We start from the raw sequence: 16,681 nt of genomic DNA, 5'->3' as shown, positions 1-16,681 counted from the left end.
CACTGCCGCCTGGAACCAGTGCAGTGATCCTAGCCGAAGATCGCCCGCAGAATGTAGAAGGTGACCGCCGCCAGGATGGCGCCGACTGGAACGGTGATAAACCACGAGAGGATGATACCGCCGATGACCCGCAGGTCGAGGGCGCCGATACCACGGGCGATCCCGACACCCATCACCGCGCCGACCGCGATGTGCGTAGTCGAAACCGGCAGGCCCATACCCGAGGCAGCGACGACGACGATCGAGGCGGCAATCGTCGCGCAATAGCCGCGGGTTGGCGTCAGCTCGGTGATCTTGTTGCCGATGGTGGCCATCACCTTGTAGCCATAGGTCGCCAGACCGATGACGATGCCGATACCACCGACGAAGAGCATGAACGGCGTCACCGCGGACTTCGAGCTCACCGACTGAGTTTCGATGATCTGCACGACGGCAGCCATCGGGCCAATGCCATTCGCCACGTCGTTCGAACCGTGTGCGAAGGCCATCGCCGCGCCGGTAAACACCATCAGCGGAATGAACAGCTTCTCGACGCTGGCGTAGTGGAAATCACGGTCGTCCCTGGCGTCGAGCTTGATGCGGTTCATCATGACCTTGGCAGCGATCGCCAGCGCAACGCCCACCGCGATCGACAGGATCTGCCCCTCCATGTCGCTGAGGTGAATGTTGACGTGCTTGAGACCCTTGGTGATGGTTACCAGCGAGACGATCCAGCCGACCAGGAAGGCGTACATCGGGCCCCACTTGCGCGCCTGGGCGATCGGATTATCGGTGTTGAGAATCAGCTTGCGGATGCTCAGCGTCAGGATTAGCGCGACGATCCCCCCGAGCACCGGTGAAATGAACCAACTGGCGACGATCTCGCCCATCTTGTCCCACTTCACCGCGTCAAAACCGAGCGCCGCGACACCTACGCCGCACACCGCGCCGATGATCGAGTGCGTCGTCGACACCGGCCAGCCCCGCATGCTCGCGACCATCAGCCAGATCCCTGCGGCCAGCAGCGCCCCCATCATGCCGAACATCAGCAGATGCGGCACCGGCTCGAAGAGTTTGCCGTCAATGATGCCCTTTGAGATCGTCGCTGCGACGGCACCGCCGGCCAGATAGGCGCCGGCAAACTCCATGATTGCGGCGATGATCAGTGCCTGCTTGACCGTGAGCGCCCCGGAACCGACCGAAGTACCCATGGCGTTGGCGACGTCGTTGGCGCCGATTCCCCAGCACATGTAGAGGCCGAAGCCAAACGCTAGGACGTAGAATATGGTTGAATGTTGCGCAATGATTTCCATGGTACAAGCCTTAGCTATAAGAGTTTTGCAATGAACGTGTGACTGGGTGGCTGGGGCGGTCCGCCCACATCCTGATACCGCTCATCAGCGGGCGATCATCAGCCGCAAGCGATCCCCGACTTTTTCGGCATAGTCGGCCAAGTTGCCCACCCACTGGATCAACTGGTACCAGAACATCACCGAAACCGGCTTGATGCTGTCTTCCTGCGCGAACAGCGCGCGCGACAGCGAAATGCCCATCACGTCGGTATCACTCTCCATGTGCCCAAGTTCAAGGATCATCGCTTCCACCTGCTCGACCTCTCGACCGCGAAAACCCATTTCCAGCAGTTCGTCGAGTTCCTCGATGATCTTGTGCGCCTGCTCGCAGGTGTCGACGCAGCGGGTGACGAACCGTGTCAGCGGCTCGGCCATGCCGGCGGGAACCTCCATGCGACGTTCGACCAGCAGGCCTGCGATGTCCTGCGCGATGTCCGCGATGGCGTCCTGCATCGCCAGAAGCTCCAGCAGGTCGCGCCGGTCGACCGCCAGCAGCATGCTTCTCGGTAGATGGTTGCGCAGCTCGTTCTTGATCTCGTCGGCCTCATGCTCCTTGGCAAAGATCTTGTCCTTCTGGGCATCAAGCTGCGTCTGATTCTTTTCGATCACGGCGTTGAACAGTGCCGGCACTTCGGCAACGCATTCGATGACCACCCGCATATGCTGCTGCAACGGCTTGAACGGCGACTTGCCGAACAGCGCCGCCATTGGGTTGGTGGATAACATGTACTCTCCTCTTTCGTTGGCAAAAAAGACCTTGTCAAAGGTCAAAAACCCGACACAGATAACGCAAGCTGACCAGACGCAAGGCTGCTCACCGACTCAAAGCACACCCTGATTCAAACCAGTGATTGTAGTCTCGATTACCCGCAAAGCGGCCCGTCAGCCTAGCATTCCTTGCGCCAAATGCACAAAAAATCGTCGATGCTTCAATGCGTTGCGCCGACTCATCGGAGGAGTTTCCCGGCCGGCAGCTCGGCCTGCAAACGCTCAGCGAGATGCGGCAGATCCTGGTAGCCTTCGAGGCGGATGCCGCGGTTGTTCTTGAGCAACAACTGGATGTGCTGCAGCTTTCCCCAGCGTTTGAAGAGGCGAATCGCCGCCACCTGCGCAAGGTCCAGTTCCGAGCATTCGCCGCCGGTGACGAAGCGCAGCTTGCCTGGCTCGAGTTCCAGATGGTGGTCGCGGATCTTTCGCAGGTAGCGCAGCAGAAAGAACAGATTGCCGAGATTGGCCATAGTCAGAACGATGATCACCGACCACAGCAGACCACGAACCGATAGCTGCGGATCCCGCTGATAGTCGAAAGCAACGACGGCAATCAGGCCTGCGCTGAAGACCAGACCCCAGCCGACGCCGATCCAGCGGTGGCGCCTTTCGCCTTCACGAATTACGAAACGCTCCATTGTACTCACGCCAGTAGTTCAGTGATCCTGTTGATTCCTGCGTCGCGCAGACGCCCCCCGACTGCGGCCGTCGGGAACGGCGCAGTCGCCGGCTCCACCACCCCACCCGCCCCTGGGCGCCTTTCTCGGCAGGATCTCCTCAGTTTGCATTCGCTGGCGTCATCGATACGGCCGGCGCTACGACCGGCGACATTTTTGGCCCCTCACCGGGGTTCCAGCCGATGAGGAGCAGCATGACGAAGAAACCGACGACGTAGGCAATCGGGATATGCCAGCCGTGCAGCAGCCATTTGCCGATCGACCTTGCCTCGGGAAAGAGGTTGGCCACCGCCACGCCGGCCGACGAGCCGAACCACAGCATCGATCCCCCGTAGCCGACGGCAAAGGCAAGGAAACCCCAGTCATAGCCACCCTGTTTCAGTGCCAGCTCGGTCAGCGGGATGTTGTCGAACACCGACGAAACGAAACCCAGCCCCAGCGTCGTCTGCCACGACGCCAGCGGCAACTTCTCGACCGGCATCATCGACGCACAGGTGACCAGCGCGAGGAGAAAGACGGTCCCCTTGACGGCTTCCGGAACCAGGCTCCACTCGGGCTTGCGCAGCGGCACAGCGAGCAGCAGGGCGATCCACACCGCCACCCCGAGGAAGGGGAAATCGTCGGCAAGATCCGGGAACTTGATGTTGACCGTCACATTGGTCACGACTGCCGCGACCAGCATGAACAGAACGACGCCGACTCGCGCCCAATCGACGTGATGCACGGCATGCAGGTGACGGACGATCGGCTGGTGCCGATTCTGCTGCAGAGCCGCCGGAACGCCAAAGACCACCAGCGCCACCGCAGAGGCAACGTAGGCCGGCGCCACTTCCAGCGGGCTGATGCCGGCAATCCAGATCATCGTCGTCGTCGTGTCGCCGACGACGCTCCCCGCACCACCGGCATTCGACGCGGCGACGATGGCTGCGAGGTAACCCAGATGTAGCCGGCGCTTGAAGACACTGGCTGCCACCGTACCGCCGATCAGTGCCGCCGCGATGTTGTCGAGGAAACCCGATAGCACCCAGATGATCACCAGCAACACAAAAGGCCCGAGCCAGCTTTCGGGCAGCAGCTTCGGCAGCACGTCCGGCACGCCGCTGTCCTCGAAGTGGCGTGCCAGCAACGCAAAGCCGACCAACAGGCAAAAGAGATTGACCAGCAGAACCCACTCGTGCGCCATATGCGCCCCGAAGCCAGCGATGCCGTCACCGGTCTTGAAGCCGGTGACCGTGATCTTGTACAGCACAATCACCGCCAGACCGCCCAGCGCCACCTTCAGCACATGGTGATGGAACAGCGCCACGCCGAGCAGCGTCGCCGCGAACAGGATGAAGTCCACAGGGATAGCGAAAAGTTCGGGGCCATCGGCGGCCCAGGCCGGGGGGGCCAAAGACAACAGCCAAGGCACCGCCAGAAAGCGAATGACGGGCAAGCTCCAGACTCTATCCAGCATCACATTGCTCCTCTCCGGACCCCGGTTTTGTGGTAACGTTGCTCGTTTGTGCGCGACCATTTGATTATGCCATAGTCAGTCTCATGGCATTCGATGCATGGTCCGTGCTGGAAAAGAGCTTATTCGGCCAACCCATCTGATGGAGGAATTCGCCATGCGCAAAGCGCTTGTCCCAGTAGACGGCTCAGCCGCCGCTCACCGTGCCGTGCGGCACATCGTGTCTTTGGCGAGCATCTATCCGTCGATCGAAGCCGTTCTGCTCAACGTCCAGCCCGAAGTCGACGAATGGCGGGTCCGCCGGGTTCTGAAAAAAGAAGAAATCGAGGCCATGGAGGAAAGCAGGGGTGGCGACACCCTGCAACAGGACCGCGACGTGCTCAAGGCTGCCGGCGTTCGCTTTACACCGGTGGTCGAGATCGGCCCTGCCGCCGAGACCATCGCCAAGATTGCCCGGGAACGGGGCTGCGACGGGATCGTCATGGGAACCCGCGGGCTGGGGGCGGTCTCCAGCGTATTGCTTGGCTCGGTGAGCAGTCGGGTCCTCCAGTTCAGTGATCTGCCGGTGACGCTGGTCAAATAGGATTGATGCAGGGAATCGGGGGGCACAGCGTCCCGTCGAGCCTCGGCTTGCCATTCAACTGTTCGCACCGAAGTCCCGCGAAACCATCGCTTGATGAAGCGGCGCGGCCACAATGAAAACGCCCCTTGTGCCGGGGCGTTTGGTTGTGGCGGACGAGAGAGCAATAAGAGACGGTCCAGGCAAGCGATCCAGCCAGTCCCCGAAAATCACGTGGCGATCGAGAATCGTGGGGCAGTCATAAAGGCCTGGATGCTGTCCGTCAAGCTTGCGACCAATCCGCCTGTATCTCAGGCATTCTGCAGCAAAATCTCTTCCAGCGTCTGAGCCGATTTCTTGCTGGCCCGCAGAACCTTCTCCTGCAGCGCATAGAACTGCCGCATGCGCATCGCCCGCAAGGCTGCCGCGTGATCGCCCTCAGCGTCGAACAAAGCCTTGATCGCCTTGTACATCACCGCAACCGACTTCTCTTCGATGCGTTCGATTTCGAGGCACAGATTGACCGTCTCCTGATTGCGCTGCCGTTCCTTCAGCGAGGCAATGGCCCGCGTCAGTCGACTGCAGGCGTCAACGGTCATCGACGCCAGTTCGTGCGACTCCTTGCTCGCCTCGGTCACATTGTAGATGCTGACCGCCTGTGCGACATCCTGCACCGCGTTCATCACGCGGTCGATGTCCAGGGTCAGCGCGTAGACCTGGTCACGATTGAGCGGCGTGACGAAGGACTTGTGCAGCATCGTCATCAGGTCGTTCTTGATCTGGTCCGAGCTGGCCTCGTTCATGTTGATTTCCTCGATCAGCGCCGCCACGTCCTGCTTGCTGACCCCCAGACTGCTGACCAGGCGCAGCATGGCATTGGCGCCGGCCAGTACGCGCTCGCTGTGTGCCGCGAGCAACTCAAAAAACTCGGACCTCTTCGGTAACATGGGTAACTTCCTTTATTGACTGTAGTGATGACCATTGACTGATTCTGGTGGCACGCTTCAACGAACGCCCCCATTGCCGGGGCGTCCGTTCGGCCAGCGCCTCGGCTTACAGGAACTTGGTACCGATATACCAGAAGATCGCAGCAATCAGACCCGAGGCCGGAATCGTCAGCACCCAGGCAACCAGCAGGTTGGCGGTGATCGCCCAGCGCACCGCCTTGACGTCAGTGGCCGCGCCGACGCCGATGATCGCGCCGGTGATAGTATGCGTCGTCGACACCGGAATGCCACCCAGCGTCGCCAACCCCAGCGTGATTGCTCCGCCCATCGAGGCACACGAACCGCTGATCGCATTGAGCTTGGTGATCTTGGTCCCCATCGTCTTGACGATTCGCCAGCCACCGAGGTAGGTTCCCCAGGCGATCGCGAAGTAGCACGAGTAGATCACCCAGGTCGGCAGCGTCGCGACGTCCTTCGTGGCCACGCCGGCAGTGATCATCAGCAGCCAGATGATGCCGATCGTCTTTTGCGCGTCGTTGCCGCCGTGGCCCAGGCTGTACGCGGCCGCAGCGAACAACTGCCCACCCTTGAAGAACTTCCCGGCCTGATACGGCGAGGTGCCGCGGAAGATCCAGGCGACTAGCACCATCAGCAAGCCACCGATGATCACCCCGACCAGCGGCGAAATGATGATGAACGCGAGGATCTTGCCAAAACCCTCCCAGACAATCGGCGCCCCCGAACCGGCCTTGGCCACCGTCGCTCCAACCAGCCCACCGACCAGCGCGTGCGAGGACGACGAAGGAATGCCGTAGTACCAGGTGATGATGTTCCAGGCCAAGGCGCCGATCAAGGCCCCGAAGATCACGTAGTAATCGACGAAGGTCGGGTCGACCGTCCCCTTGCCAATCGTCGCCGCGACCTTGAGCTGAAACACCCAGAGGGCGGCAAAGTTGAAGAACGCGGCGAACAACACCGCCTGTTTCGGGGTCAGGGCACCGGTCGCGACGATCGTCGAGATGGAGTTCGCGCCATCGTGAAACCCGTTCATGAAGTCGAACGCCAGCGCAATTGCTATCAGCAGCGCCAGCGTCCAGATGCTCATATTTAGGCCTTCCATTTTCGGCTACCTCTCAGGAGTTTTCGATCAGGATCTCTTCGATCATCTTCGCCGCTTCCTGACAGCAGTCGAGGACCTCTTCCTGAAGCGAGTAGAACTCCCGCATCTTCATCGTCTGCCAGACGTTGGCGCCCTCCTGAAACAGTGCGGTGATCGCCTTGTGCTGCACCTTGTCGGCCTTCGACTCGATTTCCTCGATTTCCTTGCACAGATTGAGCGTCTCTGCGCCACGAGCCTTGTCTCCCAGAGCGGCGACCGCACGGTTCAGACGCAAGCAGGCGTCGGCACTCAGGGAAGCCATCTCGCGCGCTTCGACCGTCGACTGCTTGATGCTGTACATGCCCACGGCATTTGCAACGCTCTGCAGAACGTTCAGGGTCATGTCGAGGTCGCTGACCAGCGAGTGAATCTGGTCCCGGTTGATCGGCGTCGTGAAGGACTGGTGCAGGCGCTCGATGACCTTGTTCTTTATTTGATCCCCATTGTGCTCGTGTTCATTGACTTCGGCGACCAAGGCCGCAAGGTTTGCACCCGCATCACCCAAGCCATTGACCAGACGCAGCGTCGCGTTGGCCCCGGCGACGACCTGTTCGGAATGCGCTGCGAGAAGTTCAAAGAATTCCTTGCGTTGCGGCATAAGACTGCTAAACATACGACCTCCCTTGGTTATCTGCTCTTGCGAGCACCACTCAGTTAAGGCTGCCCACGCCGATCGATTGTCGGCGCCACGTCAGCTACTACAAAAATCAAGTGCGGCAATGGACGTCCCGCAAGAAAAACCTTGCCGGTGAAGCGCTGCAGACCATCCATTGCCCCCAGTATCCACCCCGATCTCTACCCCCTCAGCCCTTCTTCTTGCCTTTCGATACGGTCGAGAGTGCGGCCAGCAACTCCTTCATCTGCTCGAGCCTCTGCTCGGCAAACAGGCGTACGCCGGCACGCAGGATGTCGGACTTGCTCGCGGCCCAACCCGCAGCCCTCGACAGTTCAGCGCGCACGGCCTCGATCGCCGCCTCTTCGCTCTTCAGCAGCTCAACCGTATAGCGGACGAGTTTGTCGCCCTTTTCCTTGGCCGCCTTTTCAAGCTTCTCGACGGCTTCCTCGATCTCCGCCTTGACGGCCTTCTTGCCTGTGGGCTCCTTTGCCAGGGCTGGCGCAGCGGCTACCGCCTCGGTCTTGGCCGGCTTCTCGGGCACGCTCGCTTTGGCCTCTGCGGTCTTCTTGCTCACCGCCTTCGCTGCAGGCGTGGTGCCAGCCGCCGGCGGGGCTTCTTTTGCTACAGCCTTCTTGCTGGCCTTCGGTGCTTTCGCAGCGGTCACCGGCGTCACGTCGGCAGCCGGTTTGGTGGCGGCCTTGGTCGCGACTGACTTCGTCGCGGCCGGTTTGGCGGCAGTCGTCTGGGCTGCTGGCGCCTTGCCGGGCTTGCTGGCAGGCGGCTTGGCGGCCGCAGTCTTGGCAACAGCCTTGCGCGGCGGTGCCGCGACAACGGGAGCTTCGACTTCGCGCGCGGCAGCAACAGGAGCCTCGGGCTCCGGTGGCACGACCATGGGAACGTCGGTTGCCACCAGACGCTCGGCGAGCGACGCGTCTTCCTTTTTCAGGCTGGCCCGCAAAGCGGTCTTGTTGCTGCTGTTACGTGTAGGTGTCGTCATCAGGTGTCTCCCAGTTGTTTAAGAACGGCTGCGATCAGCTTGCGGACTTCTTCCTGTGCGGCCTCAGCGGCAGGACCGAGCTGAAAGACGGATGCCCCGATCACCGCACTTTGCGCATAAGCGTTTCGCTGGCAGAGCATAGCATCGAGGATCGGCAAGGTAAATTCATGCAACAGTTCCAGCACATCCGTTGCCAACGCCGTGTTTTGCACACGATTGGGGAGAATGCAGCCGTGCAGGCGATGGCTTTGCTCCATGCGATTGAGGATCAAGCGCTCGACCGCAAGAGTCGACCACAGGTCGGTTGGGCTCGGCACCGCCGGGATCAACGCCAGGTGCGCCACCGCAAGCGCGGCGAGAGTCGATGGATGGTAGATCGACGGCGGGGTGTCGAGTACGACGTAATCCGCTTCCTGCTGCAGTTCTGCAACGTGCTTGATCAGTTCCAGACCCGACATCTTGCGCACGTCGAGTTGCAGATCGGAATCGAGCAGAGGGGCCGACTCGGCCCAGCGAAACGCGCTTTCCTGCGGATCCAGGTCCACCAGCAGCACTGAAGCACCAATGGCGTGGAACCCCCCCCCAAGTTGCATGGCCACCGTGGTCTTTCCCGCCCCGCCTTTCTGTGAGACGACGGCGACGACCCGACCTAGTGACATTGACATGACACATGCCTTTTGAGGAGCTTGTTGATGTGAACCTGCATAACTGATTATTATCCCACTGAAAAAAAAACGGACAAGGCGAATTGGTCTTCAAAAGGGCCATGAAATGGGCCATTTTTTGCCAAACAACCCGGTTTCTGACTTAAGTCAATGAATGCCCGCAAGCGAGCAAGCCATGACGGGGCAAGAACACGCGCCAGACCGGTAGGCGACGCGGGGGAGCGTTGGCGGCCAGGCTTGTGCGGCGAGTGACGCATGGCGCGCGCTCAGCCGTCGGCAAGAATGTTGAGTGTCCTGGCCCTGAACACGGCTTCACGGCGGCTCGATGCGCGTAGCTTGCGGTAGATGTTCTGGGTATGCCGCTTCACCGTCGCGCGTGAAATGCACAGTTCCTCCGAAATTTCGACGTTGCTCAGCCTGACAGCGAGCAGTTTGAGGATCTTCAATTCGCGCCGGGTGAGGTCGGCACCCACTTGCTGCCGACCCGCACTCACGAGCCAGTCGTCGTTGAACGCAGAAAGAACCTGCGCGACGTAGCGCTCATTGCCTGCGCCAGGGTCCAGGCGCTTGAGCGGTTGCAGCAGTTCCTGCCCCAGATCGACGAACAGCCGGATGAAGCCCCCGGGCTGCGCGAGAGCCACGGCACGACCCAGCCGATCACAGGCTGCGTCCTGTTCACCCAGCGCATATTGCAGTACGGCTTGCAAGGCAAACACCTCGATGAGGAAGCGAACGTTATGCCTGGCTGTGAGTTCAGCCTCCAGCAACTGCAGGAGACGAGCAGCCTGCTCTCGGCTCTCGGCAGTGCCTTCGGCGATCCACACCCGGGCCAGCGTCAGGTGGGGGGCATTGAAAAAGTGATAGACGAACTGCACCGGCCCCGGATCGAAGTTCCGAGCCCACGCCCGCGCCTCATCGACGCGCCCCTGGCGCAGTGCGAGCTCAGCCTGGCAGGCCTGGGCACGAAACAGCGCCGGAGAATCGCCGTTGCGCAGCAGATGCTCGCAGACTGCATCGACGATCTCGCGCGCCCTGTCGGCCTGCCCCAGCGCCTGATAGACCGCTGCGAGGACAAATGAGATTTCGGTCCGGTAGCCGAGACGCGGCGCCTGCTGCGGCGCGAGTGCCGGCAGCAGCGTCGCCTCCGCCAGTGTCAGCTCGTTGCGTTGATACTGGACAAGACCGTGGAAGTACCGCCCGAGGCCAAGGCCGCCATCGCTGCCGATGTCGGTCTCGGCCAGCTTATAGCGCTGATTGGCGGTCCATTGCAGCGCAGACAGGTCGGCCGCCATCCAGTCGAGGAAACACAGCGTCGCCACCAGCGGCGCCTGCGAGGTATCGATCGGTCCCGACGCACGCGCCAGCACCTGATGAATCCACTGCCGCGCGCCGACCAGGTCGCCGCTCATCTGCCGTGCGCCGGCAATCATCGCCTGGGCGGTGACACGTGCCTGCATGCAGTCGGCAGGCAAGCGCTGCAGCGCCTGCTCAGCGCACGCCATGGCACGGTCGGCCTGCCCCTCGAGATAGCTCTGCAGACTGCGTAGCGCCAGGACGCTGCCGCAGACCAGATCGAGAACGGGTAGCGCCAACGCCCCGGCATCACTCTCGACGAGCCTCTCGATTCGATCCAGAACCGCCGAAGTCTCAAGCTGGCGCCCCTGGTGATGAATCAACCAGGCTTTCAGCAGCAGCATTTCGGGGTCGTTCTCGATCGTGTCCGCTGGCAGCAGGCGCAGGCAACGCTCTAGCCGATGGCGCTGCCCCCGGTCAAGGAGTGCGCCTTGATGACGGGCCAGAAGGCGCGCCGCGGCGACCGCACCCTGACCGGCGAGCGCCTGCGGGATCGCTTCTTCAAGCAACGACTGCGATTCCAGCCAGCTTGCCGCCCGCCAATGGAGTTCAGCAATCTCGACTGCTGCATACTGTTTGCCAAGCTGGCGCTGCAGGAACTCCTGAAACAGCCGATGGTAGCGATACCACTCAAGTTTGTCGTCGACGGCAATGCCAAGGATTGCGCCACTCGCCACCAGCTGGATGAACTCCTGGCCATCCAGCTGTCCTTCAACCCGGCCGCCCACCCCCAGCAGCTCATCGCACAGGGGCACACAAAAGCGGTCGAGGATCGAGGCTCTGAGCAGACAGTCGCGCGCCATGTCAGACTGCTGTGAAAGCACTTCCTCGGTGAAATACTGCTGTACCTGTGGTGTGGCACCACTGAACCCGCGCCCGAGTTCATCAATGCTCATACCCTGCCGCAGCGCCAGGGCCGCGAGACGAACACCAACCGGCCACCCCTCGCTGCGATGCTGCAAGGTCTCGAGGGATGCACCTGCAAGCGTACGCCCGGAACAACGTTGAATCAGGATGGCCGTCTCGCGCTCACTGAACTGGAGGTCGCCCATGCGCACCTCGCTCATCGCCTCGCGAGCGCGCAGCGCTCCGAGCGCAAGCTGGGGATCGTGACGAGTGATCACCACCAGGTGTAGCCCATCCGCCGGATGCGCCAGCAAGCGGTCGAGCAAGGCATGGGTCTGTGACGAACGGATACGATGAAAGTCGTCGAGCACCAGCACAAGCGGTGCGGACAGCGCTTCGAGATCGTTGCTCAGGCAACCGGCAAGAGCCGCCAGCGACGGTGGCTGCCCGACGTTGAGATAGTCAAGCGTGTCAACGCAGGCATTGGGACACACCGTCCGCGCAGCGGCGACCAGATAGTTGACGAAAACAACCAGGTCACTGTCTTCGGCGTCGAGTGACAGCCAGGCGGACAGGCCATCGCGGCCAGCCAGCCAGTGCGCAATGAGCGAAGTCTTGCCATACCCGGCAGGCGCCGCAAGCAGGGTCAACGGCAGCGCGCTGCCCTCTTCCAGCCGGGTCAGCAACTCGCCGCGCGCAACGAAGTCACCGGGGACCCGAGGACGATGCAGCTTGCTGCGGATGATCTGGACGGAGGGCATGTCAACCTGACCCGGCGGCCGCAACCTGAACTGAACGGCGCCGTGTGAACTGAAAGAACGCGATGATACGTCAGGCAAAGGGAAGTGCGTATTCATTCCGGCGCTGATTCTCTGCCCGGCTGGTGCCATACAGGCAACGACAGGATGTCGTCCGTCAGCGCTTCGCCAGGTCGAGCAGTCTTTCGATCTGCGCGTCCTTGTCCTGCCAGAGTTGCTGCATCCACTGCTGGAAGGCATCGCGAACTGCCGGGTCACCGGCGTAGTCGCCAGTCGCCAGATGCCTGGGCACTGGCAGTTCCTGCACGCGAACCTGCACGCGCTTCATCCTGCCGCAGAGGAACTGCCAGAAATTCGGCGCACCGTCGGGATAGACGATGGTCACATCGAGAATGGCGTGGAACCTGTCACCCATGACATTCAGCGCCAGCGCGATGCCACCGGATTTGGGCTTCAGCAGGTGGCGATAGGGCGACTGCTGCTGCCGATGCTTGGCCGGAGTGAAGCGGGTACCCTCACAGAAATTCATGACACTCGTCGGGATCAGCGAAAACCTCTCACAGGCCAGCCGGGTTGCTTCCTGGTCCCGGCCACGCAGTTCCGGACGCGCCTTGAGGACTTCTTCACTGTGTCGACGCATGAAGGGAAAGTCGAGTGCCCACCAGGCCAGCCCCATCACCGGCACCCAAATCAGCTGTTGCTTGAGGAAGAACTTGAGCAGCGGAATGCGCCGCGTCAGAAGGTGCTGCAGCACCAGGATGTCGGCCCACGATTGATGATTGCAGTTGACCAGATACCAGCCGCGCGGATCGAGACCTGCGATGCCCTCGACATCCCAGCTTGCTTTCTGGGTGAGCGCCATCCAGCCACTGTTGCATGCAATCCACGCCTCCGCGATGCGCACCAGCAGCGGGTCGAGGCGCAGGCGGACAGCCGTGAACGGCAGCATCAGCTTGAGCATGGCCAGAAGCAGGAGAAGGGGCACCCAGCCCAAAGAGTTGACTGCCAGCAGTAGGGACGCGAACAGGCCGATCAGCGGCGCGGGGAGAGAATTCAGCATCGGCCAGGCGGGCGTGCCCCCGCTACTCGTCGGTTTCCGGGCCGGCCGGCAAGTCCCTGTCCGGCGCCAGCTGCGGGTTTTCCGTCTGGCCAAGTTCGGCCGCCAGCATGACACTGCGCGTCATCGGCGTCTCCAGGCTGACGCGCCCGAGCAGGCCATCGCGGTAGTCCTGCAGCAGCACTTTCGCCGCTTTCCCGAGATCGGCTTCGCCGCCGCGCATGCGCAGGCCGCGCCGTTTGGCGATTCCCTCGATCACCGCCACCGCGTCGATGTCAGCGTGGCCCTCGGCCGGGAGGCCGTAGCGCTTCGCCAGCAGCGCCGGGTAGCGGGCGAGCAGCAGGCCGGCAAGAAAGGTCGCGACCTCCTCGTCGATCATCGCGTTGCGACCGACGGCATTGCTGGCGGCGAGCATCAGGCCGTCACTCGGATGCTCGATCTTCGGCCACAGCAACCCGGGGGTATCGGTGATCGAATGCCGGACGTCGAGCTGCGAAGTCTGCTGTGACCGGGTGACCGCCGGTTCATCGCCAACCTTGGCCAGTTTGCGCTTGAGGACGACATTCATCAGCGTCGACTTACCGACGTTCGGGATGCCCATTATCATCATCCGCAATGGCTTGGTGCTTTCCTTGCGATGCGGCGCCAGGGTCTGGCAGAGGGCGGGGAGGCGTGCCAGGTCGCCGGGCTTCTTGCACGACACGGCCACCGCCCGTACCCCCTCCTGGCGGTTGTAGTAGTCGATCCACGCCTGCGTGATCAACGGGTCGGCCAGATCGGCCTTGTTGAGCACCTTCAGGCAGGGACGCTGGCGATGCAGGCGGAGTTCGTGCACCATCGGATTGGTGCTGGCCTCGGGTAGACGCGCATCGACCACCTCGATGACGACGTCGATCGAAGCCATCGTCTCGGCTGCCTTCTTGCGCGCCGAAGTCATGTGACCGGGGTACCACTGAATGGCCATGAGAGGTCCGACTGCCTGAAAGTTGTCATTATCCCACCTGTGCGCCCGCCTCGCTGCTCCTCCTGCGGCCACAAGCGCCGGCAAAGCGCTAAAATGCAGCCCTCTTCCCCACCAGCGTCAGGAAATTCTTGTCGGCGATCCCCGAAATCAGGCCGGAACAGTCGGTCGAATTGCTCAAGGAGCTGCACATCCTGACCCGCGACGGCAAGCTCAACCAGGACAGCCGGCGCAAGCTGAAGCAGGTCTATCACCTCTTTCACTTCATCGAGCCACTGCTCGCCGAACTTTCCGCGGCCGGTAGCAGCCTGACCCTGGCCGATCACGGCGCGGGCAAATCCTACCTTGGCTTCATCCTCTATGACCTCTTCTTCAAGCGCCGCCAGGCTGGCCACATCTACGGCGTCGAGGCGCGCGAGGAACTCGTCGAAAGTTCTCGCAGCCTGGCCAGTCGCCTCGGCTTCACGCGCATGTCCTTCCTCGCCCTGCGAGTCGATCACGCGATCGACTCGCAGGTACTGCCGGCAGTCATCGACATCGTCACTGCGCTGCATGCCTGCGATACGGCAACTGACGATGCGATCCGCTTCGCCCTCCAGAAGCGGTCGCAGTTCATCGTCCTCGTGCCGTGCTGCCAGGCCGAAGTCGCCACCCTGCTACGCCGCAAGAAGAATGAATCCTTAGCCAGGACATCGCTGTCGGAACTCTGGCGGCATCCGATCCACACCCGCGAATTCGGCAGCCTGGTCACCAATGCCCTCCGCTGCCTGCAGCTCGAAGCGCATGGCTACCAGGTGACGGTCACGGAACTCGTCGGCTGGGAGCACTCGCTGAAAAACGAGCTGATCATCGCCAGATACACCGGCGCATCGCGTCACAACGCTGCGGTGCGGCTCGAACAGATCCTGCATGAACTGAATCTTCTGGACGAGCTGCGGACCCGTTTCATCGATTGACCCGCAAGCCGATGCACCACCTGCACGCGAATTGAGCCGGCGAGCCGGTAAACAAGGACCTTAAATGGAAAAGTGGATCACGCGCGGCGCGTCCGCGATTGTCGCAGCCGGCAGTACGGCCATGTTCTGGACCTTCGGCGTCTTTCTTGCGGTACCTTGGCGCGAGAGCCGGATGCTGGCGCTCAACGCGGTCGAGCTGCAGGTGCTCGGCATCCCGCTGATTGGCGGCCTGCTCGTTGCCTGGGGGGCATTACACATTCTCGCGCTGGCCGACCGGGCCGCCAACCCCGCCCTGTACCGAAGCCTGTGCATCGCGCTGGTGATCGGCTCACTGCTGGCGGTGTACGGCGGCATGTCGTGGAGCAGCGCGCGCCTTGCTTGAGCGTGGCGGTCGCCGCACGGCAGATGGGACGGCAAAGGACTTCATCGTTTGTGCAACGATTATTGAGGACAAAGTCACGGCGACCGGTATCGGGCTGAACTAGAATGATAAAGAGGTGAGCGGCGGGGCCAACCGGCACCCCGCTCGTATATCAACCCGAGTCGTATTGGATGGTGATCCGAATGAAAGTCCAGAAGAGAGTTCAAAAGGCAGTCTTCCCGGTCGCCGGTCTCGGAACGCGTTTCCTCCCGGCGACCAAGGCCAGCCCCAAGGAAATGCTGGCAGTGGTGGACAAGCCGCTGATTCAGTATGCAGTGGAAGAAGCCTACGCAGCCGGCATCCGGGAAATGATCTTCGTCACCGGCCGCAACAAGCGCGCCATCGAGGATCACTTCGATACCGCCTACGAACTCGAGGCCGAACTCACCGTCGCGGGTAAGAACGAACTGATGTCGCTGGTCCATTCGATCAAGCCCGAAGACATGGATTGTGTCTATGTACGCCAGCCGCGGGCGCTGGGCCTGGGCCACGCAGTTCTCTGCGCCGAACGGCTGGTACACGGCGAGCCCTTTGCGGTGCTGCTGGCCGACGACCTGATGATCGGTGAGCCGCCGATCCTGCAACAGATGACCGAACTGTTCGCCGAGCGGCAGTGCAGCATCCTGGCCGCGCAGGAAGTGCCGAGGAATCAGACCAACCGCTATGGGATCGTCAAGGGCAAGCCCCTGTCCGCCGATCTGGTCAACATCGACGGCCTGATCGAGAAGCCGCACCCCAGCGTCGCGCCCTCGAATCTGGCCGTGGCCGGCCGCTATGTCCTCACCCCAGCCGTGTTTGACCGGATCCGAGAGCAACCGCGTGGTGCTGGCGGGGAAATCCAGCTGACTGACGGCATCGCTGCGCTGCTGGCCAGCGAACAGGTACTTGCCTATCGCTATCACGGCAAACGCTACGACTGCGGCAGCAAGATCGGTCTGATGCAGGCCAGCGTCGTCCTCGGGGAAGTCCACCCTGAAATCGGCCGCGAATTTTCCGCCTGGCTGAGGGACCGGCAAAAGCTCGCGCAGGCAATCGGCGCATAAATTTCACCCGCCGGCCGGAGCGGCAGATCAGGCCGGCAAACTCGGCAGGCACTGGGCCGGCTGTCGGCAGGGCGCCGCCGTCAGTTCGTCAGCAGTGGCGCGACAACTGCCGCG

At 61.9% G+C, this 16,681-nt stretch carries 16 protein-coding genes; 4 read left to right on the top strand and 12 right to left on the bottom strand.

All coding sequences use genetic code 11. The features are described 5' to 3' along the window. Positions 1 to 29: 29 nt before the first annotated feature. From V5B44_RS00740 to V5B44_RS00725, 4 genes are all read right to left on the bottom strand, one after another. Entirely contained in the window at positions 30 to 1,292 is a 1,263-nt protein-coding gene (locus tag V5B44_RS00740; protein ID WP_332357232.1) for an inorganic phosphate transporter, read from the bottom strand. 84 nt (positions 1,293 to 1,376) lie between these two features. Then, positions 1,377 to 2,057, bottom strand: coding sequence for a TIGR00153 family protein (locus V5B44_RS00735; protein WP_332357231.1), 681 nt, complete (start codon positions 2,055 to 2,057; stop codon positions 1,377 to 1,379). 221 nt (positions 2,058 to 2,278) lie between these two features. Continuing rightward, positions 2,279 to 2,737 carry a hypothetical protein gene (locus V5B44_RS00730; protein ID WP_332357230.1) on the bottom strand — a complete coding sequence of 153 codons (459 nt, stop codon included), beginning with the start codon at positions 2,735 to 2,737 and terminating at the stop codon, positions 2,279 to 2,281. Positions 2,738 to 2,876: 139 nt separating this feature from the next. Continuing rightward, on the bottom strand, positions 2,877 to 4,232 hold the full coding sequence (locus V5B44_RS00725; protein WP_332357229.1) for a citrate transporter: 1,356 nt from the start codon (positions 4,230 to 4,232) through the stop codon (positions 2,877 to 2,879). A gap of 154 nt (positions 4,233 to 4,386) precedes the next feature. On the opposite strand from V5B44_RS00725, the gene V5B44_RS00720 reads away from it, so the two are divergent. After that, entirely contained in the window at positions 4,387 to 4,812 is a 426-nt protein-coding gene (locus V5B44_RS00720) for a universal stress protein (protein WP_332357228.1), read from the top strand. Between the two features lie 287 nt (positions 4,813 to 5,099). On the opposite strand, the gene V5B44_RS00715 is transcribed toward V5B44_RS00720, so the two are convergent. The 8 genes from V5B44_RS00715 to ylqF all read right to left on the bottom strand — a co-directional run bounded on the left by V5B44_RS00715 (position 5,100) and on the right by ylqF (position 14,150). Then, the gene (locus V5B44_RS00715) at positions 5,100 to 5,735 is read right to left on the bottom strand and encodes a DUF47 domain-containing protein (RefSeq protein WP_332357227.1); all 636 of its coding nucleotides are present in this window, start codon (positions 5,733 to 5,735) and stop codon (positions 5,100 to 5,102) included. 106 nt (positions 5,736 to 5,841) lie between these two features. Continuing rightward, positions 5,842 to 6,855, bottom strand: a complete 1,014-nt coding sequence (locus V5B44_RS00710) for an inorganic phosphate transporter (RefSeq protein ID WP_332357226.1) — start codon at positions 6,853 to 6,855, stop codon at positions 5,842 to 5,844. 13 nt (positions 6,856 to 6,868) lie between these two features. Then, positions 6,869 to 7,507 carry a DUF47 domain-containing protein gene (locus V5B44_RS00705; protein WP_332357225.1) on the bottom strand — a complete coding sequence of 213 codons (639 nt, stop codon included), beginning with the start codon at positions 7,505 to 7,507 and terminating at the stop codon, positions 6,869 to 6,871. Between the two features lie 190 nt (positions 7,508 to 7,697). Then, entirely contained in the window at positions 7,698 to 8,507 is an 810-nt protein-coding gene (locus V5B44_RS00700; protein ID WP_332357224.1) for a hypothetical protein, read from the bottom strand. Further along, positions 8,507 to 9,100, bottom strand: coding sequence for a chromosome partitioning protein ParA (locus V5B44_RS00695; protein WP_434735397.1), 594 nt, complete (start codon positions 9,098 to 9,100; stop codon positions 8,507 to 8,509). Before V5B44_RS00695 ends, V5B44_RS00700 begins: the two co-directional genes overlap by 1 nt. Positions 9,101 to 9,438: 338 nt before the next feature. Then, entirely contained in the window at positions 9,439 to 12,132 is a 2,694-nt protein-coding gene (locus V5B44_RS00690) for a LuxR C-terminal-related transcriptional regulator (protein WP_332357223.1), read from the bottom strand. Between the two features lie 154 nt (positions 12,133 to 12,286). Next, entirely contained in the window at positions 12,287 to 13,189 is a 903-nt protein-coding gene (locus tag V5B44_RS00685; RefSeq protein WP_332357222.1) for an acyltransferase, read from the bottom strand. A 22-nt stretch (positions 13,190 to 13,211) separates the two neighbouring features. Then, complete coding sequence (gene ylqF / locus V5B44_RS00680; RefSeq protein ID WP_332357221.1) at positions 13,212 to 14,150, bottom strand: ribosome biogenesis GTPase YlqF; 939 nt, start codon at positions 14,148 to 14,150, stop codon at positions 13,212 to 13,214. A 128-nt stretch (positions 14,151 to 14,278) separates the two neighbouring features. On the opposite strand from ylqF, the gene V5B44_RS00675 reads away from it, so the two are divergent. The 3 genes from V5B44_RS00675 (at position 14,279) to galU (ending at position 16,567) form a co-directional block, all read left to right on the top strand. Beyond that, on the top strand, positions 14,279 to 15,103 hold the full coding sequence (locus V5B44_RS00675) for a class I SAM-dependent methyltransferase (protein WP_332357220.1): 825 nt from the start codon (positions 14,279 to 14,281) through the stop codon (positions 15,101 to 15,103). Positions 15,104 to 15,167: 64 nt separating this feature from the next. Further along, positions 15,168 to 15,485, top strand: coding sequence for a hypothetical protein (locus V5B44_RS00670; RefSeq protein ID WP_332357219.1), 318 nt, complete (start codon positions 15,168 to 15,170; stop codon positions 15,483 to 15,485). Positions 15,486 to 15,667: 182 nt separating this feature from the next. After that, on the top strand, positions 15,668 to 16,567 hold the full coding sequence (galU, locus tag V5B44_RS00665; protein ID WP_332357218.1) for a UTP--glucose-1-phosphate uridylyltransferase GalU: 900 nt from the start codon (positions 15,668 to 15,670) through the stop codon (positions 16,565 to 16,567). Positions 16,568 to 16,681 lie beyond the last annotated feature (114 nt).

It is taken from the genome of Candidatus Accumulibacter necessarius (assembly GCF_036625085.1).
This window is presented reverse-complemented; position numbering and strand designations above follow the sequence as displayed.